The sequence below is a fragment of the Rickettsia fournieri genome (genome assembly GCF_900243065.1).
GTDB classification, from domain to species: Bacteria; Pseudomonadota; Alphaproteobacteria; order Rickettsiales; family Rickettsiaceae; genus Rickettsia; species Rickettsia rickettsii.
In genome coordinates this window covers 886467-910970 of sequence record NZ_LT978484.1, presented here as the reverse complement: position 1 = coordinate 910970, position 24504 = coordinate 886467, and the positions used below count along the sequence as shown (strand labels likewise).

Here is a 24504-nt window from a genome sequence, read left to right as displayed (position 1 = left end):
TATTGAATTATTAAAAAATTTATATATAAATTAAGAACTCAATAATTATATGATTTATTATTATGTCTGATATACATAAACTAGACGACTATTATTATAGATTTTTACAAAGTATTTTACTTAAAACACTAGAACAAAATAAAGCTGCTGAAACGTATTTATTGCAGAAAGATTTTAATAGCGCTTTAAATGAGATAAAAAATGTAAATGAACAACTTGAAGAATATTCAAGCATTCTTTCTTTACTCAAAGTAATTAAAACCCATTTTAGTGATAAAAAAATATATAATTAAGTACCGTTTAACTTAAATCCTTTTTTTATAATTAAAAATAATATAGAGTGAAAATAAAAAAGGTATTGAATTATGGAATATGCATTATTAATTTTCAGTATTATAGCGATTTTAGTTATAATACAAATGGTTAAAGTTGTACCGCAACAACAAGCATGGGTAGTAGAAAAACTTGGAAAATTCGATAAGGTACTGCAACCTGGCTTAAATTTACTCATCCCTGTTATTCAGAGAGTAGCATACAAACATACTTTAAAAGAAGAAGCAATAGACGTTACCGCTCAAACAGCTATTTCAAACGATAACGTAACATTATCTATAGACGGTGTTTTATATGTTAAGATCATTGATCCAATGGCAGCATCTTATGGTGTTAATAATCCTTACTATGCCATAACACAGCTTGCTCAAACTACTATGCGTTCGGAAATCGGTAAACTCCCTTTAGATAGAACTTTTGAAGAGCGCGAAACTTTAAACGTAGCAATTGTAGCAGCTATTAATCAGGCTGCTATAAATTGGGGCATACAATGTATGCGTTATGAAATTAAAGATATTCAACCTCCGCAAACTATACTCAAAGCTATGGAATTGCAGGTAGCGGCAGAGCGTCAAAAAAGAGCTCAAATTCTAGAGTCGGAAGGTAATAGACAAGCAAAAATTAACCATGCAGAAGGTGAAAAAGCACAAATCGTACTGAATTCAGAAGCTTCTTATACAGATCAAGTTAACAGGGCAAAAGGTGAAGCTGAAGCAATAGGCTTAGTCGCTACCGCTACGGCAAATAGTATTGAGATTGTCGCAACTGCCGTACAAAAAACGGGAGGAAGTGATGCAGTAGCTCTTAAAATAGCCGAGCAATATATTAGTGCGTTCGGTAATTTGGCTAAAGATACCAACACCGTAATTTTACCCGCAAATCTTTCAGAACCGAGTAGTTTTATAACCGGAGCATTAACTATATTTAACCAATTAAAAGCTTCTTCGGGAACGAAAATAGATAAGTAGCAATTTATAACGATTTATTATTGTAATAATAATTAGTTTTATATATCATATCAGATTATTAATTAATAAAAGGTTATGAATATGTCAGTATTTGTCGGCAAAACTGCTCCGGATTTTACAGCCCAAGCTATTATGCCTAATAATAATATAGACGATAAGTTTAAACTTAGCAATTATGCTGCAGGGGATAATATAGTGTTATTTTTTTATCCCCTAGATTTTACTTTTGTTTGTCCATCGGAAATTATAGCATTTCACAATAAGCTTGGTGAATTTACCGAAAGACGTACTAAAGTAGTAGCTGTTAGCGTTGATTCTCATTTTAGCCATTTAGCTTGGAAAAATACTCCGCATAATAAAGGCGGGCTTGGACAAGTACAATTCCCAATGGTTTCCGATATAAAAAAGGATATTTCTTCAAAATATAATGTACTTAATGAAGACGGTGTTGCTTTGCGTGGAACTTTTTTAATCGATAAGAATTTCATAGTACGTCACATGCTAGTTAACGACTTACCTATCGGTCGTGATATTAATTATACATTAAAAGTAATCGATGCTTTAACTCATCATCAAAAGCACGGCGAAGTTTGTCCTGCCGGCTGGCATAAAGGTGAGGAAGCAATTACCCCATCACATGAAGGTATAGCACATTATTTAAGCTCACATGCAGAGAAGCTGTAATATATTACTACTGTGTTATTAAAGTGAAAAACTGTCCTACCGTGACTTGTCTAGTGTTGTTGCATGGCTTCTATGTCATTCCCGCGAAAGCGGGAATCCAGCAAAAAATAACCTTAACATTGATAAACAATTACATATTTAACAAAATAAACATATAAAAACACAAATTTTTATATGCTTGACTGGATTCCCGACTAGGCAGGAATGACATACAGCACTAACGCAATATCAAATAACCCTAAATAATGTTGAAAGAATTATTTTCTGCTCCTAAAATATCTTATAATATTGAAACAATTAATATTTTACGTCTTATTAGGAGTGAAATATCGGTCCTAAAACTTTCTTTAGTTTAATTAAATTATTTGGTGATGTAGCAACTGCCATAGATAACGTTCCGGATTTTTCATTGCGAGGCGGAAAGTCAAAACCAATTAAAATTTTCAGTAAAAGCGATGCTGAAAAAGAGTTAGAGCTTCTCGAAAAAGACAATGCTAAGATCATCACATATAAATCTCCGGAATATCAAAATTATTACTTGAAATTTATGATCCACTGCCAATATTAAGCTATAAAGGTAATATAGAGTTATTAAATCATAATAAATGCGTTGCAATAGTAGGCACAAAAACGCTGCTGCAAACGGAAGAAGCTTTGCGCATAAAATTGCAAATGATTTAGTAAAAGAAGGTTATATAACCGTTTCAGGGTTAGCACGAGGAATAGATAGCAGCGTACATCAAGCTGCAATTTCTCAAACTATCGGAGTTATTGCAGGCGGTATTGATCATATATATCCACCGGAAAATAAAAAACTATTTGAAAATTTAGCAGAAGAAGGTTTAATATTAGCTGAGTTACCTATCGGCTTTACCCCGCTTGGAAAACATTTCCCACAGCGTAACAGGATAATATCGGGACTAGCCTTAGGAGTAGTGGTAGTAGAAGCAAGCTTAAAATCCGATTCATTAATAACTGCAAAATTTGCACTTGAACAAAATAGGGAAATATTTGCCGTTCCCGGCTTTCCTTTAGATCCAAGATGTTAAGGTACAAATAAATTGATTAGAGATGGAGCATATTTAGTGGAATCAGTAGACTATATTGTAGCTAATTTACCACAATATGAAGAATTTATGAAAAAAGATGATGGATTATTTAAGGATTTTGTTGAGCTAGGAACAGTAAGTAAATACGAGATATGTTAAAGAACCGTCACAAAAGGAGCGTACTGCTTGCTATATTGGAATTATTATCGGCAGTACCCATAGACTTGGAATATTTACCAAAAGAAATAGAATTGCCGCTTCCTATCATATATACGGTAATATTAGAATTAGAACTCGCCGGGACAGTAATGCGTCACGCCGGTAATAAAATATCATTAGTTTATAATAAGTAGATGAAATTAGTAATAGTAGAATCGCCGGCAAAGGCAAAAACGATAAATAAATATTTAGGTGATGAGTTTAAGGTCATTGCATCATTCGGTCATATTAGAGATTTACCTTCTAAAAAAGGCTCGGTGTTACCTGATGAAAATTTTGCAATGAAATATGATATTTCTGATAAAGCCGGTAAATATGTAGATGCTATAGTTAAAGATGCTAAAAAAGCTGATGCAGTATATCTTGCAACCGATCCTGATCGTGAGGGTGAATCTATCTCATGGCATGTTGCAGAGGTAATAAAAGAAAAGAATCAAGTTAAATCCGATGATTTTTTCAAAAGGATAGCATTTAACGAAATCACTAAAAAAGCAATTATTCATGCCGTTGAAAACCCTAGGAAACTTGACAATAACTTAGTAAATGCCCAACAAGCAAGAAGAGCTTTAGACTATTTAGTCGGCTTTACCCTTTCACCTCTTTTATGGCGTAAGTTACCGGGATGTAAATCGGCAGGACGTGTGCAGTCCGTGGCTCTGCGATTAATATGTGAGCGAGAAGATGAAATAGAGCGTTTTAAGTCAGAAGAATATTGGGATATTAGCCTTAAAATGCAAAATAGTAATAACGAACTATTTACTGCTAAATTGACTCACGTAAACGATCAGAAGTTAGAAAAATTCTCAATTATTAACGAAAAAAACGCCAAAGATTTAACCGAAAAATTAAAATCTCAAAAATTTCATGTTGATAAGATAGAAAAAAAACAACAAAAACGTCAACCACAACCTCCTTTTATTACTTCATCACTACAACAAGAAGCAGCAAGAAAATTAGGTTTTAGTGCTAAAAAGACTATGCAAATAGCACAAAAACTTTATGAGGGTGTTGATATAGGTAAGGACACTATAGGGCTTATTACTTATATGAGAACCGACGGCGTTACATTATCAAATGATGCAATAGCAGATATACGTAAGTTAATCGATAAAAGTTACGGCGATAAATATTTACCGACTAGCCCTAGAATTTATAAATCCAAAGTAAAAAATGCTCAAGAAGCTCATGAAGCAATAAGACCAACAAATATTACTTATACTCCTGATAGCTTAAAAGAAAAGCTAGAAAAGGATTATTATAAGCTTTATGAGTTGATTTGGAAAAGAACTATAGCCTGCCAAATGGAAAATGTTATAATGGATTTGGTAGTTGCAAATTTAGCTTCGGAAAATAAAGAATATTTGGCAAAAGCAAACGGATCGACTATAGCCTTTGACGGATTTTATAAGGTTTATCGTGAAAGTATGGACGATAAAGCTGAAGAAGAAAATAAAATGCTGCCGCCTTTAAAAGAACAAGAGCCGCTTAAAACTAAAAAAGTTATTCCAAATCAACATTTTACTGAACCGCCTCCAAGATATTCAGAAGCAAGTTTAGTGAAAAAACTTGAAGAGCTTGGGATCGGTCGTCCTTCGACCTATGCTAGTATTTTATCGGTTTTACAAGATCGAAAATATGTTGCTCTTGAGAAAAAACGATTTATACCTGAAGAACTTGGACGTTTGGTAACGGTATTTTTAGTCGGTTTCTTCAAAAAATATGTTGAATATGATTTTACTGCAGGACTTGAAAACGAATTAGACGCAATAGCAGCCGGCAAACTTGAATGGAAAGCTGCTTTAAATAATTTTTGGAGCGGTTTTAACCATAATATTGAATCAGTAAACGAGCAGAAAATAACCGAGATTATTAGCTATGTACAGAAAGCCCTTGATTATCACCTGTTCGGTGAGAATAAAGAATCTAAAGTTTGTCCTTCATGTAACACGGGCGAACTTAGCTTAAAGCTTGGTAAGTTCGGAGCGTTTTTAGCATGTAGTAATTACCCTGAATGTACTTTTAGAAAATCTATTGTTAGCGGTAACGATAACAACGAGAATGAAGGCGAGCCTGCCGCTATGCCTAATGAGAATAAAGTTTTAGGTACGGATAAAGACGGAGTAGAAATATATTTGAAAAAAGGACCTTACGGACCTTATATTCAACTTGGCGAACAAGAAGGCAAAGTAAAGCCAAAACGTAGCCCCGTGCCTGCTAGCTTGAACCAAAATGATATTACACTTGATATAGCATTAAAGCTTCTAAGCTTACCGCTAAAAATAGGTATTCATAAAGATAGCGACGAGGAAATTATGATAGGATACGGTAAATTCGGTCCTTACATAAAATATATGGGTAAATTTATTTCAGTGCAAAAAAAATATGATTTTCTAAATTTAAGCTTAGATGATGCGATGAAGCTAATTGAAGAGAATAAAGCGAAATTAGAGAAGAAACCGGCGTAAATGGTTTAGTGTCACCCCGTGACTTGATCACGGGGTCTCAGGACACAGGCTGTGATACAAGATCCCGTGGTCAAGCCACGGGATGACAATTAATAAAATTACTTATTTATGACAAAAGTTATAACACGATTTGCTCCGTCACCGACCGGTATGTTACATGTCGGTAATATCAGGGTAGCATTGCTTAACTGGCTATATGCAAAGAAGCATAACGGACAGTTTATTTTAAGATTTGACGATACGGATTTAGAGCGTAGTAAACAGGAATATAAAGACGCTATCGAGGAAGATCTAAAATTTTTAAATATTAATTGGGATCAGACATTTAATCAATTAAGTCGTTTAAGTAGATATGATGCAATCAAAAATCTATTACTAGACAAAAAAAGATTATATGCCTGCTATGAGACTCCTGAAGAGCTAGAATTAAAGCGTAAATTTCAATTATCTAAAGGTTTACCACCGATTTATGATCGAGCTAGCTTAAATCTAACTGAAGAGCAAGCAAAGAAATATATAGAACAAGGAAGAAAACCGCATTATAGATTTTTGGTAAATCATGAACCGATTAGCTGGCATGATATGATCAAAGGCGAAATTAAATATGACGGCAAGGCTTTAAGCGACCCAATAGTGATAAGAGCAGACGGTAGTATGACCTATATGTTATGCTCAGTTATTGACGATATTGATTATGATATTACTCATATTATTAGGGGTGAAGATCACGTTAGCAATACCGCCATTCAAATGCAAATGTTTGAGGCTTTAAATACTACTCCTCCGACTTTTGGGCATTTAAGTTTAATAATCAATAAAGATGAGAAAATTTCTAAAAGAGTTGGAGGGTTTGAGATCGCAACTCTTAGAAAAGAAGTCGGAATCGAAGCTATGGCAATCGCTAGCTTTTTTAGTTTACTTGGTTCATCAGCACAAATCTTGCCTTATAAATCAATGGAGAAGCTAGCAAATCAATTTGAGATAAGTAGTTTCTCTAAAAGTCCAACTATCTATCAGCCGGAAGATTTAGAAAGATTAAATCATAAATTACTTATAAGTTTAGATTTTGATACAGTAAAAGAACGCCTTAAAGAAATAGATGCCGAGTATATTGATGAAAATTTTTGGTTATCGGTAAGCCCTAACTTGCAAAAATTACGTGATGTAAAAGATTGGTGGAAAATTTGCCATCAAACTCCGAATGTAGAAAATCTAAATTTAGATAAGGAATATTTAAAGCAAGCAGCAGAATTATTACCGAAAGGTGAAATCACTAAAGATAGCTGGAGCATTTGGACTAAAGAAATAACAAATATAACAGGCAGGAAAGGTAAGGAGTTATTTTTACCTCTTCGCCTTGCTTTAACCGCCAGAGAATCAGGACCGGAAATCGCAGGCGTTTTACCTTTGATTGATAGAGAAGAGATAATAAAGCGTTTAACTAGTGCGTGACTCTCTATGTCATTCCCGCGAAAGCGGGGATCCAGTAAAAATAATCTTATCGGTACAAAAATTGTATATTTGGTAAAATAAACATATAAAAACAAGTTTTTATATGTTTTACTAGATTCCCGCTTTCGCGGGAATGACATAGAAGCCATGCAACTCCTCGCAATAACGATTGAGTATGACAATGTTTTAACTATAATACTCTATCATGTTAGTATTAATAGCACCGGCAAGCTCTGCGGTATCACCGTAAATATTATCGGCAATAAGAGAAACTATACCTGCTGTTCCTGCTACTAACACAGTTTCATAAGCTACATATCCTGCAGTTAGTCCTGCTTTTACTGTATTTTTTAATCGGACGGCGAAATTAAAATTGCTCCTAAGGTAAAAGCACCGATAAGAACCGGAGGATTGTAATAAGCCAAAGTTGCAAGGCTTGCTACGGTTGCTTAAGCAAATGTAGATACAACAGAATAATTAGAGTTGTTCACATCAGAAACAAAACCCTGAACGGAACATACAGTTTTTGCACCGTTTTCTATCACATTAATAGCATGTTCCGTTGCTAAGGTAGCACATACATTGTGAAATCTGTCGCAGCTTTGGTAGCATTTTGAAAATGAATTGTAGCACTGTCAAAGTAACTAGATGTTTTTTTTGAAGTTTGTGGCCCCGTATAGTTTTTTGTCATGATTTTTCCCCTTAAAATTAAATCGTGACGCAATTATAACTTAAATGTTGGGTTGTGTCAATGGATATTATTAATAAATAATTAAAAAATTGATAATACATTAAGATAAAAAGAAGGTTTAGCTGTTAAAAAACTTTTTGATTTTTAGCTTATCTTCTTTAGACAAAGTAGGCTTGAACCTTTATATATCTTTTTTATTAGTACTTTCAGGTCTAAATTGAAACTCGCCTTTAATTGTGTTGATTGTAACTATCTGATCAGAAGAACCCCATTTAGGAAAATCATATTTTATAACTATGTCCCTGTTTCTAAGTCCAGATTTATAAGCGTTACTATTTTCATCAATATCTTTTATTGTATAATTATTTATTAAAGCATCTCTATCAAAACCACGATCATATGCCCACATTGTTATTGTCTCGATCGGCAGCACTTTAGCAACATTAGCTAAATCTATAGTTTTACCTTGTTCTATATATTCGTTTATCTCTTTATCTATGCCCTTTGGAAGATAATTTTTAACTATTGTTTTAAAATAATCGCTTGAAAATTCTTGTTCTTTTGAGGTTTTAAATAAATCAAGCATAACATTATCCAGCGATTTACTCTTATTATTCTCTTTAATGAAATTGTCCAAATAAAGTGCCAAAACAAATCCATGATAATATGGCAATCTTTGTACTGCATAATCTCGCCAATAATCTGTTTCGATTAAATTATTAGGTTCATTTATAACAGGTGATAAATAATAATTCTCAAAGAATTTATTAAATTCTTCTACAAATTCCTCAAGCGTTATAACACTAGAACGTAAGGCTAAAACCCTGCTATAATAATCGGTAAATCCCTCACTCCACCAATAATTTAATCGTTCTAAGTTATTACGTATTTTCTTCCCTGTCCAATTATGTAGATGTTCATGAGCAAGTAACGTTATATAATCCTGTTTGTCCAAACCTTGAGGAATAAATGCAGTAAAACTATGAGTTAAGCCCGTTCTGCCCATATGTCTAGGTTGATTCCCCTCGATTAAGCTTATTAGATAATAAGGAAAATCATTATCATGGAAAAATGTTCTTTGTCCCTTGATAATTTTATTTATATAAGAAGCTATTTCTTCATCTTTAAGATCAAATTGACCATGTAACGCAAGATATACAGGATTTTTCTGATCGACAATTTTGTAAACACGTAAATCACCCACTGCATAAACTGCACTATATAATTCAATCGGCATAGCTTTAAATTTCACGCTTTTACCAAGACCATAATCTGATATTGTTTTCCAGCTATCAGGAATATTATTCCATTCAATGTTAAACGCTACTATATCATTTCCATTTAGATCACCGGGAGTAGCAAAAAGCCCATAACCCGGTGAATGAATTAAATTTTGTCTAATTATTGCTTCGTGGATATCACAAGGATTACCGGTTTTTTGATATATTTCGTAGCTTAAACGAATAATATTGATTTTTCCCGTATTTAAAATAGCTTTATTCGAGTCTTGATTTCTAAACTGTAATTTTCCAATAGGCTATTCTAGCTTAACATTTTTGATTTGCTTGTAATATGTAGGCATTTGCCCATGCATAGGGTAAATCTAAAACAACCTCACCACTCATATTGCCGATTATTTCTTTCTCAACTTTGATAGCTGAAACAGACGTATTAGACTACGAATATTATCAAAAAATTTTTTAGAAAGTACATTTTTAAAACTCATGGATTTTAGGGATTATTTAGAGTGTTGTGCGACTCTCGATACCATTCCTGCGTGGCATTGTTGCGTGGATACTGAGTCATCATTGCAAGGAAATTATAAAATAATTGACGAAGCAATCTAGTTAAAAATTCTGATTTACAGAATTTTTATTATTTTTTATGGATTGCCACACCGCCTATATGGCTGCTCGCAATGACGATATCTATGTAGGCATGTATTCTATTTAATTATTACTTCCTGACCATTAGCCCATAAGCTTCTATATCTTCAAGCCATTTAGCGTTTTCTATTAAATATGATTCTTAAAATTCGGCAAGTGTAGGATCAGGTTCGCCTGTTAAATTTTTAAGCCCGTCAAATAAAATGTCTAAAAAACCTATTTTATTCTTTTTACAATAATCTCCTACATCTTCAATATGCTTCGCACGATCATCAACAAATACAATAAAACTAGCATTTAGCTCTTCAGAAAATTTTGATAAAGTACCACTGTTTGAGTGATTACCAGTTATAAATATACCTTTATAAAAAATAGCATCATCCTTTTGTCCTGAATTATAAATTGCTAATTTTTCATTATCTGAAAATTCGAGACCCAGCTCTTTTAGTTCTTTATATCGCCAATCTTGCATAGAAGGAATATTGCCGAATGCTCCCGTATTCATTTGTGTAAGACCATAAACCGGAAACTTTTCCTTGAGCTTGTTTATAACTTCTACCCACTCTTCATCAATTAATATTACTTTTCGCTGCAAACGCCAATTACTGATAATTTCCTTATAATTGTCATAACTACTTTTATTTTCCTTAATTCTATCAATTATTTGATTATAAGGCGGCTGCTTAAAAGTTTTTGATTTAGGAGTTATAAGCGTATCGTCAACATCAATGAATATAGATGCACGAGTAGGAACATTTTTTATTATTAAATCATAAACTTTTTCGGCACTATCGGCAGTTTCAAAATCTTTCATATATACTCCGAAGTAAAATGAAGAGTAGTGATACGAAGTTTAACTTGGAAAAGAGTAATAGGTCTGTCAGCCGAGGAGCGGAGCGTATATTAAACGTTCAGAATCCGAGGTCTTACAAAGACATTGTGGCTAATTTTTCAAGTGGGGCAAGTATCAAATTTAATATTAAGTTCTTCAGTTAAAATAGCCATTAATTCAAGCCCTGCTCTATTTGTCCATGCGCCTTGTTCATAAAAAAAATGATAAGGACCGCTAACCGGCGACGACAACCAAATTTCTTTGGCGGCACTTTGTTTATTTATTACATATACCCCTTTATCAGTATCAAGGTTTAATATATCGCCTTGTAAATCTACATCTATACTTGCTTCTTTATCCTGCTCTTCTATCTTTTCTGCTATATATGCAATTGTTGTCTCGGCTATTTTACTAAATTCACTATTATTCATGATAACATCCCTTAAGTAGATAAAAATATACGCAAATCAACTTCAAAAAGAGCAAGGAGTCTATAAGACAAGGAGCGGAGCGTATACTTAATACAAGCACCACAGCTCTTATAAGACGACGTAGCCAATTTTTGAAGTTCATCGAGTAGATGGTTTTTCAGGATCAATTGCCGGCTCAGGTACTTTAATCAAACTTTTTCGATAAGTTTCAACAAATCTATTATGATCATTAAGATTGTTAGAAAAATTATGCCCGCCTTTACCATCAACTACAAAAAATAATGCATCCGTTTTAGCAGATTTTACCACTGCTTCTAAAGATTTTAACGACGGACAAGAAATCGGACCGGGTGGTAAACCTTTTATATAATAAGTATTATAGGGTAGTTCTTGCAATAAATCTTTTTTTGTTAAAGCTCTTGCTAATTTAAATTTTCCTTCAGTCAAAGCATATATAGTAGTCGAATCGGCTTGTAGCTTCATATTTTTCTTTAAACGATTAATGAATACTGCTGCTATAATAGGTTTTTCTGCATTTGAGCCGGCTTCTTTTTCAATTATTGAAGCTAGTGTTAATACCTCAAGTCTAGTTTTTAATGGAGAATCCGGTGCAAGATTTTGCATTACTTTATCTAAATTAGCAGACATTAAATTTCTCATGTGATCAATTATCTGCTCTTTTTGATCACCGTAAGAAAAAAAATACGTGGAAGGCATTAAAAAACCTTCAGGTATTATCCCTTTTATTTCTCCAAGCAATCGACTTTCTTCATTAATTTTCTTTATAACCTCACTAACTACCGTACCTTCCGGGACAATTATCTTGTGTATTATAGATTTACCGCTTGCTAATATTCTTAAAGTTTGCAGAGGTGATATATTACGAGTAAACACATATTCACCACTTTTAAGAGGTCTTTTTATAGAATAAATTTTAGCAATTACCTTAAAAATTCTTGGATATTTGATTACTTCATTAGAATAAAGTTTTGTAACTATTTGATTTACGGATAATTTAGGTTCAATAATTATCGTTTTATTTTGAGTAAGATCACCCGGCACAAAAATATAAAATATACTAAAATTTAGCAAAGTAATAAATATAGTTAGAGATACTATAACTAAAAAAAGTTTAGTTTTTAATAGGTTGTTTAACATAATAACTATTATTTTTATAAGGCTTAGAAATATTGATAAAAAAAATACCACGAAATATGGTTTTTTCTTGACATTTGAAATAACATATAGTAAAACTAACTTTTTGCTAAATTTAAATTATATAGTTTGTGCTAAATCAATCAATAGTTTTAATATTTGGTAATTAAAATTAGATGACTAATGAGCAACAAATTAATAACGCAAACCAATTTACTATAACAATAGTATACTCCTGTAAAATGAAAAAGTTAGAATTTTTGTTACAAACAAGAAATATAAATCTTTATTCATAGTGCATATTACTATACCGGCGTTAATACTGATCTTATAATGGGCATTATATATTATGATACAAGATCACAATACCGATCTAAAACACGAAGAACATACTGAAAGGTTAAAAGCTTTACAAAATAAGTTAGGAAACTTATCCGGTTTCTTGACAACAATGCGTTCTGATAACAATGAGGAATACAAAAAAATTTCCAATGATTTAAAAATTTTAATGAAACAAATTAATACTATAAGAAAAAACATGGAAATATATTTTGTTATTATATTAATATTAATGTTTATTATAATTCAGAAAATGTTGTGGACCACCGGTTTCAAGTACTAATCTTTCTCTTTTAACAACTTTATTTTAGGTTCTAAGAACTCCTGTTTAATAATTTCTGCAGCTATATAAGAAGGTACAGCGTCATCTCGATCACTTGATACAAGCGAATTTTCCAAGCTAAGCCTGTGTTCACGTACTTTTGTACACCTAGCTAGCTTACCTTTAAATTCATCGTGTCTAAAACTTTCTGAATTTAGCTGTAATCGGTTTGATTTAAATCCTAATTGCTGCAAAATTTTTTGGCTTTCTATTACCTGCTCATAAGCTTTCTTAGAATTAAATAATAACTCTTGAAGCTTATTACTAATAAGATTAGCTCGGCAATTAAATTGGATAAATTCCGGAATTATTTCTTTATCGGCTATAATATTTATCAACGTAACATATTTTATTTTTATCAATAGCCTGATAATAAAAAAGCTTATAAGATTAACTTTATAAGCCACAATCATAGGAGTACCGGAAGCTGCTATCTCTAAAGTATTAGTACCGGATTTTGCTAAAGCTACATCCGCAACAGCATAAGTTTTAAGTCTCTCACTTGAAAATAAATAATTAAACTTAACATCTTCTAGAAACGGTTTTATTATTGCCTCATGAGCAGGATTTGCAAGAGTAAATATAACTTTAAGATTATTACAACTCTTGAATATTTCTTCAATAGAAGAAACAAAAACCGATAAATGCCTTAGAATCTCATCCTTTCTACTACCAAGAGTAACACACAAAACTCTCTCATTCTCATCTATTTTAAACTCTTCACGTAAAGCTATTTTATCACTATAAAACTCTTGCTCCATAATCGGATGACCTATATATCTACAATCAAGACCGACTTTAGTAAAATATGGAGGTTCAAACGGTAGTAAAGCAAATAAACAATCATAAATTTTAGCGTATTTTACTGCCCTACCCTCTTTATATGCCCAAACTGACGGTGCAACGATATGAATCATTTTCAGCTTTGGTAAAAGTTTCCTTACTCGCTTTGCCACACGATAAGTAAACCCTGGTGAATCTATGGTAATTAATAAATCAGCTTTACTATTTATTATATCCTCCACAGTTTTATCAATTAATTTTTTAAGCTTAAAAATATGAGGCAAAATTTCTACAAAACCCATTAAATTTATGGAAGTAATAGGAAATAAGCTTTTAAAGCTACCGGCTTCCTCCATATATTTGCCGCCAACACCAACAAACTGTACAGCGTCATTCACAAAGCTTGATACAGGTGAATTGAGTTGTACTCCTGTATTGTTTTTTAAATGCTGCATTATACGACCACCTACAAAGTCTCCTGACACCTCACCAGCTATAAAGTAAATTTTTGTCATTAAAGATAGTTATTTTTTAAGGTTCTCAATTTCTGTTTGTAATCGCTCTATTTCTTTTATAGATACTTCAGTAATCTCATGTATTTTTTCTATCGAGTTTTTTTGCATTAACATCTTTTTTGCTATTTTTATACTTTTTGTCACTTCGCCTTCTTGTATACCTTCTTGTTTACCTTTTTTCCTCCCCTACTCTATTCCTTTTGCCATACCTTGTTCTCTAACTTTTTCTTCAGCAGAAACTATATAATCACACTCTTTATAGCTTTTATTCATATAGGCACGATAAATTATTTGCTCTTTAGGAGTCATCTTAAGTATATCAAGACGTTTTGCTACTTTCTTCATATATGGTGATTTAAAATCTTTCTTAACTTCAGAATGTTTTACTACATATAGCCATTCATCCAATTCATCTCTTATAACATCATTAAATAATGGTACTGATATTACAATATATTCTGGAAATACATTATATAAATCAAATATTTTACCTCTCATATCTCCCAAAGAAAATTTCATAGGGTGTTTTTTATCAACTTCTCTAAAAATAGTCTTACCGTGATATAAAGGTGCTTTCATATTATCAAAAGGAAAATACAATAAATTAATATGAAATATTTTTTTATAGTAGAATAATCCTCGCTCTTAGAAATACTATCAACTATTAATCTACTAGAATTAAAACAAGCTTTATGCATTAAAAAGATTTGTATAGGATTTATCTATTTCTACTATATATTTATGCCCTTCTTCATCTTCCACAATGACATCTGCTACACTAGATTTTAAGCTATCATTTTCTTTATTACTGCCACTTTCTAGTAGGGCTTTTATTTTAACAGAACTATAACCAGCATCTTTAAGAATAGCCGAAATAAATCCCTCGACTATTTCATAATCCTCTTTATCTTTTAATAAATATTTTATAGCGTAATCAAAACTTATTATAGTACTCATATCTTTTATCCTTAAATCATCTTAAATATATTGCAAAAAATGAAGACAGTATACGAAGATCAACTTCAAAAAGAGCAAGGAGTCCACAAGGCGAGGAACGCAGCGTATACTTAATACGTGAGTACCGAAGCTCTTGTAGGACGACGTAGCATTTTTGAAGTTGATCTTCGTATACATATTATTAAATTCCATTTTAGGGTAACTCAAAGCTTCCGCAATATGCACTTTCAAGACCTTATCAACATTCTCAAGATCAGCAATCGTGCGTGCTACTCTAAGTATTCGGTTATAAACACGCATTGATAAACAAAATTTATTTGCCGCTTCATTCAGTAAATCTTTACCTTCATCTGCAGGCATAGCATAATCTATTAACAACTGCCCATCTAATCTGTTATTTGTTTTAATATTATAGCCCTCTCATATCTCTTTTCTTGAATTAAACGTACTTTCTCGACTCTTGCAGCTATATATTCAGATCAAGTCATAATTATAAACATTAATACTAAATACTTCTATATGCAAATCAAATCTATCCATAATAGGTCCCGATACTTTCATTTGATAGTCGCTAGCACATTTTGGAGCTTTCATACATTCTTTATAAGAATCGCCTCAATAACCGCATTTACAAGGATTCATAGCTGCTATTAACTGGAAATTTGCCGGATATTTTATATGAGCATTTGATCGTGAGATTAGTATTTCACCGTTTTCAATAGGCTGTCTTCATGCATCAATAACATGCTGTGGAAATTCAGGTAGTTCATCTAAAAATAATACTCCGTTATGAGCTAGCGTAATTTCCCCAGGCTTTACTTTTTTTCCGACACCGCCACCGACCATAGCGGCCAGTGAGCATGAATAATGTGGAGTTCTGCACGGCCTTGCTTTGGTAAGTTTACCGTCTAAAAATTTTCCTGCAATACTTGTAATCGTACTACATTCTAAAATTTCTTTTGTAGACATTTTAGGTAGTATACTGGGAAGACAGGCAGCAAGTCTTGATTTACCGGTTCCGGGAGAAGCGAACATTAAAAGGTTATGCCACCTGATGCTGCAATTTCTAAAGCTTGTTTAGCAATTGTTTGACCTTTTATATCTTTAAAATCGGGATAATTTATCGGCTCATCTTGTAGCTTAGCTTCCGGAGGAGTTAAAACTTGTGAACCTTTAAAATGATTTACTAGTTCAATTAAATTACCTGCAACAAGTATATTATCATTACCCGACCAAGCAACTTCTGAGCTGTTTTTACTTGAACAAATAAGACCTTTACCTCTAACAGAAGCCCCAATCGCTGCAGGTAAAGCTCCACTTACCGGTAAGCTTGAACCGTCTAATGATAGCTCTCCTATTATCAAATATTCCGCAATTTCAAGTTCAGATAAAATATTCATTGCGGTAAGTATCGCACAAGCAATCGCAAGATCGAAGTGGCTTCCTTCTTTTACTAAATCTGCCAGAGCTAAATTTATTAAAATCTTTTTAGTAGGTAGTGCAAGCCCTATAGAAGATAACACTGCTTTAACACGTTAGACTTGCTATATGCCTTATCATGAAATTTTTCTTAAAATGCTATTTTGCTAGGTTGTAGATGTTATTGCATGGATACTACTAAATCGTCATTGCGAGCAGACATAGGCTGCGTGACAATCTCATGAAATAATAACAAACTCCTGAGATTGCTTCGTCAATTACTGACGTAATTTCCTCGTAATGATGAAAAATAACAATCTTACCTTAACCATTAATTGGAAAAACATACTATAGAACAAACTTAGCTAAGTCAAGATTAGTTATTATTTTTGATAATTGATTTTCTACGAATTTATCATCGATAGTTATTTTTTTGCCTTTCATTTCGCTAGCTTCAAAGCTTATATCCTCAAGCAAATTCTCAAGTATAGTATGCAGCCTTCTAGCCCCTATATCTTCGACTTCTAAATTAACGGTGATCGCATAATCCGCTATCTTCTCAATAGCAGAAGCAGCAAATTCAAGACGTACGTCTTCAGTACCTATTAACGCCGAATATTGTTTTATTAAACTAGTTTCAGGCTCAAGCAATATTTTAATCATATCATCTTTGGTAAGCAAATTTAATTCTACTCTAATCGGTAACCTTCCTTGTAACTCCGGTAATAAATCAGAAGGTTTAGCAATATGGAAAGCACCGGAAGCAATAAATAATATATGATCGGTTTTAACCGGTCCATATTTAGTATTAACCGTCGTGCCCTCTATCAAAGGTAGCAAATCTCTTTGCACTCCCTCTCTACTTATTTCGGCATTTTTTGCTCCAGAACTACCAGTTGAAGCTATTTTATCAATTTCGTCAATAAAAACTATACCGTCATTTTCAGCTAAATTTATAGCTTGCTGAATAATTTTTTCTTGGTCTATTAATTTTTCTGATTCTTCAGGTATAAGAATAGCCATAGCATCTTTAACTAGCATTTTTTTTGTTTTAGTCTTACTGCTGCCAAGGGCTCGTCCAATCATATCGCCAAGATTAAGAACGCCCATAGATGCTCCCGGCATACCCGGTATTTCAAAACTTCCACCGCCGACAGGTGTAGTATCAGCTACGCTAATTTCAATTTCCGTATCATCAAGTTCGCCGTTTAAAATTTTTTCTTTGAACTTTTCTCTAGTCTCACTACTAGAAGTTTTACCTACTAAACTATCTAATATTCTCTCGATCGCTTTTTCACGGGCATGAATATCTACTTTCGTTTTTGCTAAAGTTTTTTCAGTATTAACGGCTATTTCGACTAAATCACGAATTATTGATTCTACATCACGCCCTACATATCCGACTTCGGTAAATTTAGTTGCTTCAATTTTATAGAAAGGAGAATTAGTCAGCTTTGCAAGGCGTCTTGCTATTTCCGTTTTCCCGACACCGGTTGAACCAATCATTAAAATATTTTTCGGTACTATTTCATTACGTAAATTACCTTCTACTCTTTTACGACGACAACGATTTCTAAGTGCAATAGCAACGGCTTTTTTGGCCTTTTCTTGACCTACGATAAATCTATTAAGTTCATTCACTATTTGAGAAGGGGTAAGCCCCATAGGGTCTTTTTTATAAGTAGTTTTAGTAGCTTTCATACAACTTTTTCCATTATAATATTATGATTAGAAAATACACACAAATCTGCAGCTATATTCATAGATTTTAAAGCAATTTCTTCAGCAGTTAAATTATTCTCATAAGACATTAGAGCGCGAGCAGCAGATAGCGCAAATAAACCGCCTGAACCTATTGCTGCCACATTATTTTCAGGCTCTACGACATCACCGTTACCGGTTAAAATTAATATATGACTACGATCAGCAACAATCATCATTGCTTCCAAACGTCTCAAATATTTATCGCTACGCCAATCTTTTGCAAGCTCAACTGCACTTCTAAGTAAATTATACTTATGTTGCTCTATCTTTACTGCAAGTTTTTCAAATAACGCAAGACCGTCAGCCGTAGAACCCGCAAAACCGGCAATAATTTTATTATTTGCTATAGTCCGAAGTTTTCGTGCTGTAGATTTTAGTACGGTATTACCATGCGAGACTTGTCCATCTGCTGCTATAATTATTTCTTCGTTCTTTTTTAAACAAAGTATTGTTGTACCGTGTAAGGCTAAATTATCTGACATAATATAAAATTTATTGATATTAAGTTGTTAATTAAGTACTATTAGAATTACTGTTAAGTAGACGAATAGACGAAGTTTAATTTGGAAAAGAGCAAGGAGTCTGTAAGCCGAGGAGCGGAGCGTATATTAATACGTGAGCATCCGAGGACTTACCAAAACGACGTAGCCAATTTTCCAAATTAAACGAGTATACTTGACTAATCCAATTTAATTAATTATTGTCCCTTGAATTTTCAAGGCTTAAACTTAAATAATGAATATATACGCAATATACATTAACTCCACACAAAAAAATAATAATTTTATTGTTATTGCAGAAGGCTTTTCATGGATAGCGGCTCTTTTAAGTATATTTTGGGCATTATACCATAAAATGTGGTTAATTGTTGCTATTGCCGTAATAGCGAATATAATCGTTACAGCGATTAATATCGAAGAGTTAAAGTTTATATTTAAGATAGTCTTAATATTAGGCTTCGGCTTTTTTGCTTCAGATATTAGAGAAAATTATTTAAAAAGAAATAATTACCGACTAGAAGATATAATAATTGCCAACTCTCGAATTGAAGCTGAATTAAAATTTCTAAAACGTAGTATGCTTGTTTAACAGAAACGTGGTTTCATAAATATTAAATCGTCATTGCGAGCAGTCGTAGACTGCACGGCAATCCAGAAAAAAATTAAAGAAATGCTAAAATTAGCATTTCTTACTGGATTGCTTCGTCAAAACTTACATTTTTTACTCGCAATGACGGAAAATCAAGCCATACAATAAAGCTTTTAACAGGAATAAAATGATGTATAACAAAGAAAATGTTTTTGCAAAAATCATAGGTAAAAATCTTTCGGCAGAAATAATTTATGAAGACGAACAAATTTTAGCATTCAAAGATATAGCACCCGTAGCACCTGTACATATTATCGTTATACCTAAAAACGAATATATAGATTATGCCGATTTCATCTCTAAAGCTTCTATAGACGAAATAAAACATTTTTTTGCTAAACTTTCTGATATAGCAAATGAAGCGGGTTTAGATAAAGACGGTTATCGTTTAATAACTAATAAAGGCGAGAAATCGGGACAAACTATTTTTCATTTCCATTTCCATATTATCGGAGGTGAAAAACTCATCGGATTAATAAATAATGACTAAAAAATACAATATTGCAGTAATCGGAGCTACAGGAAATGTAGGGCGTGAAACTCTCAATATTCTAGCTGAGCGTAATTTCCCTATTAATAAAGTTTATGCTATAGCTTCAGATAGCTCTCTAGGGCGGGAAGTAAGCTTTGGAGAAAAAATACTACAAATTAATAGTTTAAAAAGTTTACATTTTGACGATATCGATATTGCTTTTTTTTGTGCAAGTTCAGAAGTTTCAAAAGAATTTATACCAAAAGCTACTGCTAGTAATTGTGTAGTTATCGACAAATCCTCACTTTTTAGAGTTGATAATCAAGTGCCGTTAATTGTACCTGAGGTTAATTTATCAACACTTAAAAAGTTTAATACTAAAAATATCATAGCTAACCCTAACTGTATCGTCATTCCGCTTGCAGTAGCATTAAAACCGCTAGATAATGAAATAAAGATTAAAAGAGTAGTGATATCTACTTATCAATCAGTATCAGGAGCAGGTAAAGCAGGAATGGACGAACTCTACGACCAAACAAAATCTAAATATGTTTTTGGAGAGAATGATCCTAAGAAATTTCCAAAACAGATTGCATTTAATCTTTTTCCTCATATAGGTGATTTAAATAAAGATGGCTATACAAGTGAAGAAGCAAAAATTGCTTCTGAACTAAACAAAATTATAGGTAATCACTTTAAAGCTAGCGTTACTTCTGTTAGAGTACCAGTATTTATCGGTCATTCTATATCGGTTAACATAGAATTTAACGACAAAATTGATGCCAAAGAAGTCGAAGAAATATTACAAGATGCCGATGGAATTGTTACAATTTCTAATAATAATTACCTTGCGTATATCTCACCCGTTGAAGTGGTAGGCGAAGATGCCGTATATGTCTCCCGAATTAGAAATGACGTAAGTAGAGATAATACGATAAATCTATGGATCACATGTGATAACTTACGTAAAGGAGCAGCTTTAAACAGTGTTCAAATTGCTGAAGAATTAATTAATAATTATTTATAATATAACTAATATGGATAATAAAAATAATAATCTAAATAACAAAAACCCGCTAGTAATAGCATTAGGCGAATGTAGAACAACTTTTTGGATAGTCTTTTGGTTTGCTTTTGTAATCAACTTACTAATGTTAATTACTCCTCTTTACTCACTACAAGTTCTTGATAGAGTCCTTGGAAGCGGTAATCTACAAACATTATTATTTTTATCAATAATAATCGCATATATTTATTTTGTTTACGGATTATTACAAATTGCTCGTTCTTTTACACTTATAAAGGTAGGAGAATGGCTTGATAGAACAGTAGCTCCCGTAATTTTTGCTTCTTCAATTTCTGCAGCTGCAACACGAGCAAATATGGGTTCTAGCCAATTATTACGTGATTTTCAAGCCGTCAAAACATTCCTAACAAGTACCGGAATTAATACTTTATTCGATGCCCCTTGGAGCCTTATCTATATTGCGGTTATTTTTTCAATTCATCCATATATCGGTCTTATTACCGTTTTTGGTGCAATTATAATAGTTTCAACCGCTTTCTTTAACGCTGCAGCTACTAATAAAACACTCGGTGAAGCTACCGAATTTTCGATAAAAGGTATGACACAAGCCGATATTGCAAACAGAAATGCAGAAGCAATTGAAGCAATGGGAATGATGAAGAATGTTACAAAAAATTGGCATAAATTTAACATATTAGCACTTAATAAGCAATCGGTTGCTAGCTATCGTAACGGCGTTATTTCTAACTTTTCAAGGTTTATCCGTAATATAATGCAAATGGCTGTTACCGGAGTCGGTGCTTACATTGTTGTCAAATCTCACAGTGCAGATATGACTCCCGGTAATATGATTATGAGTTCTATCATAGTCGGTAGAGCTCTTGCTCCTTTCGATAATGCTATTGATTTATGGAAAAGTATGAGCGGTGCTATTAAATCATACAAAAACATTAATAATTTATTTAACACTTATTCTTCTAGAGACGAAACGATGCCAATTCCGAACGTTGATGGTCATCTTACTGTTGAAAATATTTATTATGTTCACCCTATACCGAAATATTTACCGCAACCTCCCGTACCGAAATATATCTTAAAAGGAGTTAGTTTTGCAGTACAACCGGGCGAAGTTTTAGCAATTATCGGTCCTTCGGCTACAGGAAAATCAACTTTAGCTAAAATCATAGTTGGGGTATGGAAAGAATCATCAGGTTCCGTACGTTTAGATAGTGCTGAAATTTATCGTTGGAATAGAGAAGATTTCGGTAGACATGTCGGCTATCTTCCTCAAGGAATAGAACTTTTTAGCGGTAGTATTAAACAAAATATAGCTAGAATGGAAGAAGATGCCGATCCGCAAAAAGTTATTGAAGCAGCTAAAATAGCCGGAGCTCATGAAATGATATTAAGATTCCCTGACGGTTATGATTCTGATATCGGTCCTGCAGGCTCTAATCTATCAGGTGGTCAAAGACAGCGTATCGGGCTTGCTAGAGCTTTTTACGGTAATCCAAAACTCATCATTTTAGATGAGCCTAATGCTAATTTAGATGAGGCAGGTGAAGTTGCCCTTGCAAGTGCCTTAAAACAAGCAAAACTTAAAGGAATAGCAGTTCTTGTAATTTCACATAGACCATCCGTATTATCCGTTGTTGATAAAATTCTAATATTACAGGATGGAGCCGTTGCAGTTTACGGAACGGAAGAAGAAATTCAAAAACACTTTAAAACTTTAAAAAGCGGTACAATTCATATTAAATCGTGACTTGATTGGCATTGTTGCATGGCTTCCAAATCATCATTGTGAGCGAACGTTAGTGAGCGTGGCAATCTCATGAATTCTATCGAGATTGCTTCGTCAATTACTACGTCATATCCTCGCAATGACGCAAAATACAAACAATGCTGACTAAATATAATAATGATTAAATATTATGCAGGACTTAAAACACAATAAACCTCAAATTACTCCGAAACAATTAAAACAATTATTGTCCTTAAGAGAAGATGCGTTAAACCTTAAAGGTCAAAGTTCTAAACGTAAAGCTTTAATAAATACTGCATTAAAGAAAACCTCTCATACTATAGAATTCTTATTAGTAAAACTTGATAGGTTTGTTAATTTTATTACCAAGAAAACCGATAAAGATCGTAATAACGTAGCCCAAGCTGCAAGGTCACCTATACTTTTCGGTATTTATGTTATTATCTTTTTAGTATTAATGGGCGGATTATGGTCGGCTCTTGCTCCGCTTGATAGTGGTGCTGTAGCTGTCGGTATCGTAATGCCAAGCACAAATAAAAAAACGATTCAACATCATGAAGGCGGAATAATCAATGCTATTTATGTGAAGCAAGGTGATAAAGTCAAAGAAGGCGATAAATTAATAGAGCTTGAAGAAACTAGAATAAAAAGCGAACATGAAAATATTCTTGGTCAGTACCGTAATTTTTTAGCAACTGAAAATCGTTTAATTGCCGAACGTGATCATTTAGAACAAATCGCATTCTCTGATTTTCTAATGCAGGATATCAATTTACCAGAAGTAGCTAAAATAATTCATACGCAGGAAAATTTATTTAGATCTAGAAAAGAAGTATATAACTCAGAGAAAGATGCATTACATCAAAATATTGCTCAACTTGAGAAAAAAATTGAAGGTTTAGAAGCAAAAAAAGTTGCCGCCTCCAAAACTGCTGAAGTTTATCAAGACCGTTTAAAAGCTTTAAGAACGTTAAAAGAAAAAGGCTTTGTACAAAAAGCAGCCTTATTAGACCAAGAGGCAAAAGTCGCCGCTTCAAAAAGCGATGTTGCAACAACTGAAGCCGAAATAGCAGGAATACGCCATGCTATTACCGAAACTCAAATTAAAATTATAAATCAACAAAATAAATACACTGAACGGACTTTAACAGAGCTTCGTGAAGCTCAAGTACAAACCGCATCTCTTAAAGAAAAATATAATGCCCTGACGGATTCGCTTAATCGTGTGATAATCAGATCACCTGTTGACGGTATAGTTAATAATTTAAAATATCATACAATAGGCGGTGTTATAAGTCACGGACAACCTATTATGGAAATTTCGCCAACTAATGACCCATTAATAATAGAAGCAAAGGTATCTCAAAAAAACATTGACTCAGTACATGAGGGATTAGTTGCAAAAATACGTTTCAGTGCATTTAAATCAAGAACAACTCCAACATTTACCGGTAAAGTAGTAAGCATATCTCCCGATATCGTACAAGATGAAAGACAGCATCCAGGACAACAGCAAGATAATTATTATGTTGCAAGAGTTGAAATCGATATGGATGAATTTAACAAAGTTGCTAAAATTAAAAATCTTGAATTACACCCCGGTATGCAAGCTGAGGTACAAATCGTAACAGGTACTAGAACACTACTTAGATATTTACTTGATCCCGTTACTGATACTGCATTTAAAGCTTTCAGAGAAAAATAGATAATTTGAAAATTTTAAGTTAGATAACTTTACGAAACCTAAATATTTACAATATTTATTAAAAATTCTTAATCCTTTATTGACTTTGAATCAAAAGCAGTATAGCTTATTTTGTAATCTAA

At 32.9% G+C, this 24504-nt stretch carries 26 protein-coding genes and 3 pseudogenes; 16 read left to right on the top strand and 13 right to left on the bottom strand.

What is annotated here, in order from left to right:
• Positions 1-62 precede the first annotated feature (62 nt).
• The 9 genes from C4Q30_RS08185 (at position 63) to gltX (ending at position 7170) form a co-directional block, all read left to right on the top strand.
• Positions 63-293, top strand: coding sequence for a hypothetical protein (locus C4Q30_RS08185; RefSeq protein ID WP_014120688.1), 231 nt, complete (start codon positions 63-65; stop codon positions 291-293).
• 72 nt (positions 294-365) lie between these two features.
• On the top strand, positions 366-1301 hold the full coding sequence (locus C4Q30_RS08180) for an SPFH domain-containing protein (protein ID WP_014014149.1): 936 nt from the start codon (positions 366-368) through the stop codon (positions 1299-1301).
• An 81-nt stretch (positions 1302-1382) separates the two neighbouring features.
• The gene (locus C4Q30_RS08175) at positions 1383-1985 is read left to right on the top strand and encodes a peroxiredoxin (RefSeq protein WP_103897692.1); all 603 of its coding nucleotides are present in this window, start codon (positions 1383-1385) and stop codon (positions 1983-1985) included.
• Between the two features lie 328 nt (positions 1986-2313).
• Positions 2314-2553, top strand: coding sequence for a DNA processing protein DprA (locus C4Q30_RS10605; RefSeq protein WP_342447548.1), 240 nt, complete (start codon positions 2314-2316; stop codon positions 2551-2553).
• A gap of 37 nt (positions 2554-2590) precedes the next feature.
• Positions 2591-3034, top strand: a complete 444-nt coding sequence (locus C4Q30_RS09250) for a DNA-processing protein DprA (protein ID WP_209445226.1) — start codon at positions 2591-2593, stop codon at positions 3032-3034.
• A 12-nt stretch (positions 3035-3046) separates the two neighbouring features.
• Positions 3047-3193: a hypothetical protein gene (locus C4Q30_RS09245; RefSeq protein WP_209445225.1), complete on the top strand. Its 147-nt coding sequence runs from the start codon at positions 3047-3049 to the stop codon at positions 3191-3193.
• Complete coding sequence (locus C4Q30_RS09240) at positions 3187-3387, top strand: DprA-like winged helix domain-containing protein (RefSeq protein WP_209445224.1); 201 nt, start codon at positions 3187-3189, stop codon at positions 3385-3387. Before C4Q30_RS09245 ends, C4Q30_RS09240 begins: the two co-directional genes overlap by 7 nt.
• Positions 3388-5718 (top strand): type I DNA topoisomerase, encoded by a 2331-nt coding sequence (gene topA, locus C4Q30_RS08160; protein WP_103897691.1) that lies wholly within the window; start codon positions 3388-3390, stop codon positions 5716-5718.
• Positions 5719-5826: 108 nt separating this feature from the next.
• Positions 5827-7170, top strand: coding sequence for a glutamate--tRNA ligase (gene gltX, locus C4Q30_RS08155; RefSeq protein WP_103897690.1), 1344 nt, complete (start codon positions 5827-5829; stop codon positions 7168-7170).
• Between the two features lie 350 nt (positions 7171-7520).
• On the opposite strand, the pseudogene C4Q30_RS10600 reads toward gltX, so the two are convergent.
• The 5 genes and pseudogenes from C4Q30_RS10600 to mltG form a co-directional block, all read right to left on the bottom strand.
• Positions 7521-7715 (bottom strand): annotated as a pseudogene (locus tag C4Q30_RS10600) (hypothetical protein).
• Between the two features lie 327 nt (positions 7716-8042).
• Entirely contained in the window at positions 8043-9098 is a 1056-nt protein-coding gene (locus C4Q30_RS08145; RefSeq protein ID WP_245207550.1) for a M61 family metallopeptidase, read from the bottom strand.
• 791 nt (positions 9099-9889) lie between these two features.
• Positions 9890-10561 carry a DUF2608 domain-containing protein gene (locus C4Q30_RS08135; RefSeq protein ID WP_103897689.1) on the bottom strand — a complete coding sequence of 224 codons (672 nt, stop codon included), beginning with the start codon at positions 10559-10561 and terminating at the stop codon, positions 9890-9892.
• A gap of 137 nt (positions 10562-10698) precedes the next feature.
• Entirely contained in the window at positions 10699-11010 is a 312-nt protein-coding gene (gene cyaY / locus C4Q30_RS08125) for an iron donor protein CyaY (protein WP_103897687.1), read from the bottom strand.
• Positions 11011-11148: 138 nt separating this feature from the next.
• On the bottom strand, positions 11149-12168 hold the full coding sequence (mltG, locus tag C4Q30_RS08120; protein WP_010977088.1) for an endolytic transglycosylase MltG: 1020 nt from the start codon (positions 12166-12168) through the stop codon (positions 11149-11151).
• A 346-nt stretch (positions 12169-12514) separates the two neighbouring features.
• Here mltG and C4Q30_RS08115 point away from each other — a divergent pair, with 346 nt between their 5' ends.
• Positions 12515-12787 (top strand): hypothetical protein, encoded by a 273-nt coding sequence (locus tag C4Q30_RS08115; protein ID WP_014014139.1) that lies wholly within the window; start codon positions 12515-12517, stop codon positions 12785-12787.
• On the opposite strand, the gene lpxB is transcribed toward C4Q30_RS08115, so the two are convergent.
• The 8 genes and pseudogenes from lpxB to hslV all read right to left on the bottom strand — a co-directional run bounded on the left by lpxB (position 12784) and on the right by hslV (position 18746).
• The gene (gene lpxB, locus C4Q30_RS08110; protein WP_103897686.1) at positions 12784-14124 is read right to left on the bottom strand and encodes a lipid-A-disaccharide synthase; all 1341 of its coding nucleotides are present in this window, start codon (positions 14122-14124) and stop codon (positions 12784-12786) included. The genes C4Q30_RS08115 and lpxB overlap by 4 nt on opposite strands.
• 9 nt (positions 14125-14133) lie before the next feature.
• Positions 14134-14724, bottom strand: a pseudogene (locus C4Q30_RS08100) (hypothetical protein).
• A 90-nt stretch (positions 14725-14814) separates the two neighbouring features.
• Entirely contained in the window at positions 14815-15081 is a 267-nt protein-coding gene (locus C4Q30_RS08095; protein WP_209445223.1) for a PD-(D/E)XK nuclease family transposase, read from the bottom strand.
• A 21-nt stretch (positions 15082-15102) separates the two neighbouring features.
• Complete coding sequence (locus C4Q30_RS10795; RefSeq protein ID WP_245207549.1) at positions 15103-15441, bottom strand: magnesium chelatase subunit ChlI family protein; 339 nt, start codon at positions 15439-15441, stop codon at positions 15103-15105.
• Between the two features lie 114 nt (positions 15442-15555).
• Positions 15556-16116, bottom strand: a pseudogene (locus tag C4Q30_RS10790) (ATP-binding protein).
• Positions 16116-16604: a magnesium chelatase domain-containing protein gene (locus tag C4Q30_RS08075; protein WP_103897683.1), complete on the bottom strand. Its 489-nt coding sequence runs from the start codon at positions 16602-16604 to the stop codon at positions 16116-16118. Before C4Q30_RS08075 ends, C4Q30_RS10790 begins: the two are co-directional and overlap by 1 nt.
• Before the next feature lie 244 nt (positions 16605-16848).
• Positions 16849-18201 (bottom strand): ATP-dependent protease ATPase subunit HslU, encoded by a 1353-nt coding sequence (hslU, locus tag C4Q30_RS08070; protein WP_103897682.1) that lies wholly within the window; start codon positions 18199-18201, stop codon positions 16849-16851.
• Positions 18198-18746, bottom strand: coding sequence for an ATP-dependent protease subunit HslV (gene hslV / locus C4Q30_RS08065; protein WP_014014134.1), 549 nt, complete (start codon positions 18744-18746; stop codon positions 18198-18200). Before hslV ends, hslU begins: the two co-directional genes overlap by 4 nt.
• A gap of 81 nt (positions 18747-18827) precedes the next feature.
• Between hslV and C4Q30_RS08060 the strand changes: the two genes are divergently transcribed.
• The 6 genes from C4Q30_RS08060 (at position 18828) to C4Q30_RS08035 (ending at position 24382) form a co-directional block, all read left to right on the top strand.
• Positions 18828-18929: a palindromic element RPE5 domain-containing protein gene (locus tag C4Q30_RS08060; protein WP_014410558.1), complete on the top strand. Its 102-nt coding sequence runs from the start codon at positions 18828-18830 to the stop codon at positions 18927-18929.
• A gap of 70 nt (positions 18930-18999) precedes the next feature.
• Positions 19000-19353, top strand: coding sequence for a DUF2628 domain-containing protein (locus C4Q30_RS08055; protein ID WP_004996102.1), 354 nt, complete (start codon positions 19000-19002; stop codon positions 19351-19353).
• A 190-nt stretch (positions 19354-19543) separates the two neighbouring features.
• On the top strand, positions 19544-19903 hold the full coding sequence (locus C4Q30_RS08050) for an HIT domain-containing protein (protein WP_041404383.1): 360 nt from the start codon (positions 19544-19546) through the stop codon (positions 19901-19903).
• Positions 19896-20912: an aspartate-semialdehyde dehydrogenase gene (gene asd, locus C4Q30_RS08045; protein ID WP_103897681.1), complete on the top strand. Its 1017-nt coding sequence runs from the start codon at positions 19896-19898 to the stop codon at positions 20910-20912. The genes C4Q30_RS08050 and asd overlap by 8 nt, the downstream gene beginning before the upstream one ends.
• Before the next feature lie 10 nt (positions 20913-20922).
• On the top strand, positions 20923-22677 hold the full coding sequence (locus tag C4Q30_RS08040; RefSeq protein ID WP_103897680.1) for a type I secretion system permease/ATPase: 1755 nt from the start codon (positions 20923-20925) through the stop codon (positions 22675-22677).
• A 169-nt stretch (positions 22678-22846) separates the two neighbouring features.
• A complete protein-coding gene (locus C4Q30_RS08035) occupies positions 22847-24382 on the top strand; it encodes an HlyD family type I secretion periplasmic adaptor subunit (protein WP_103897679.1) in 1536 nt (511 codons plus the stop codon).
• Positions 24383-24504 lie beyond the last annotated feature (122 nt).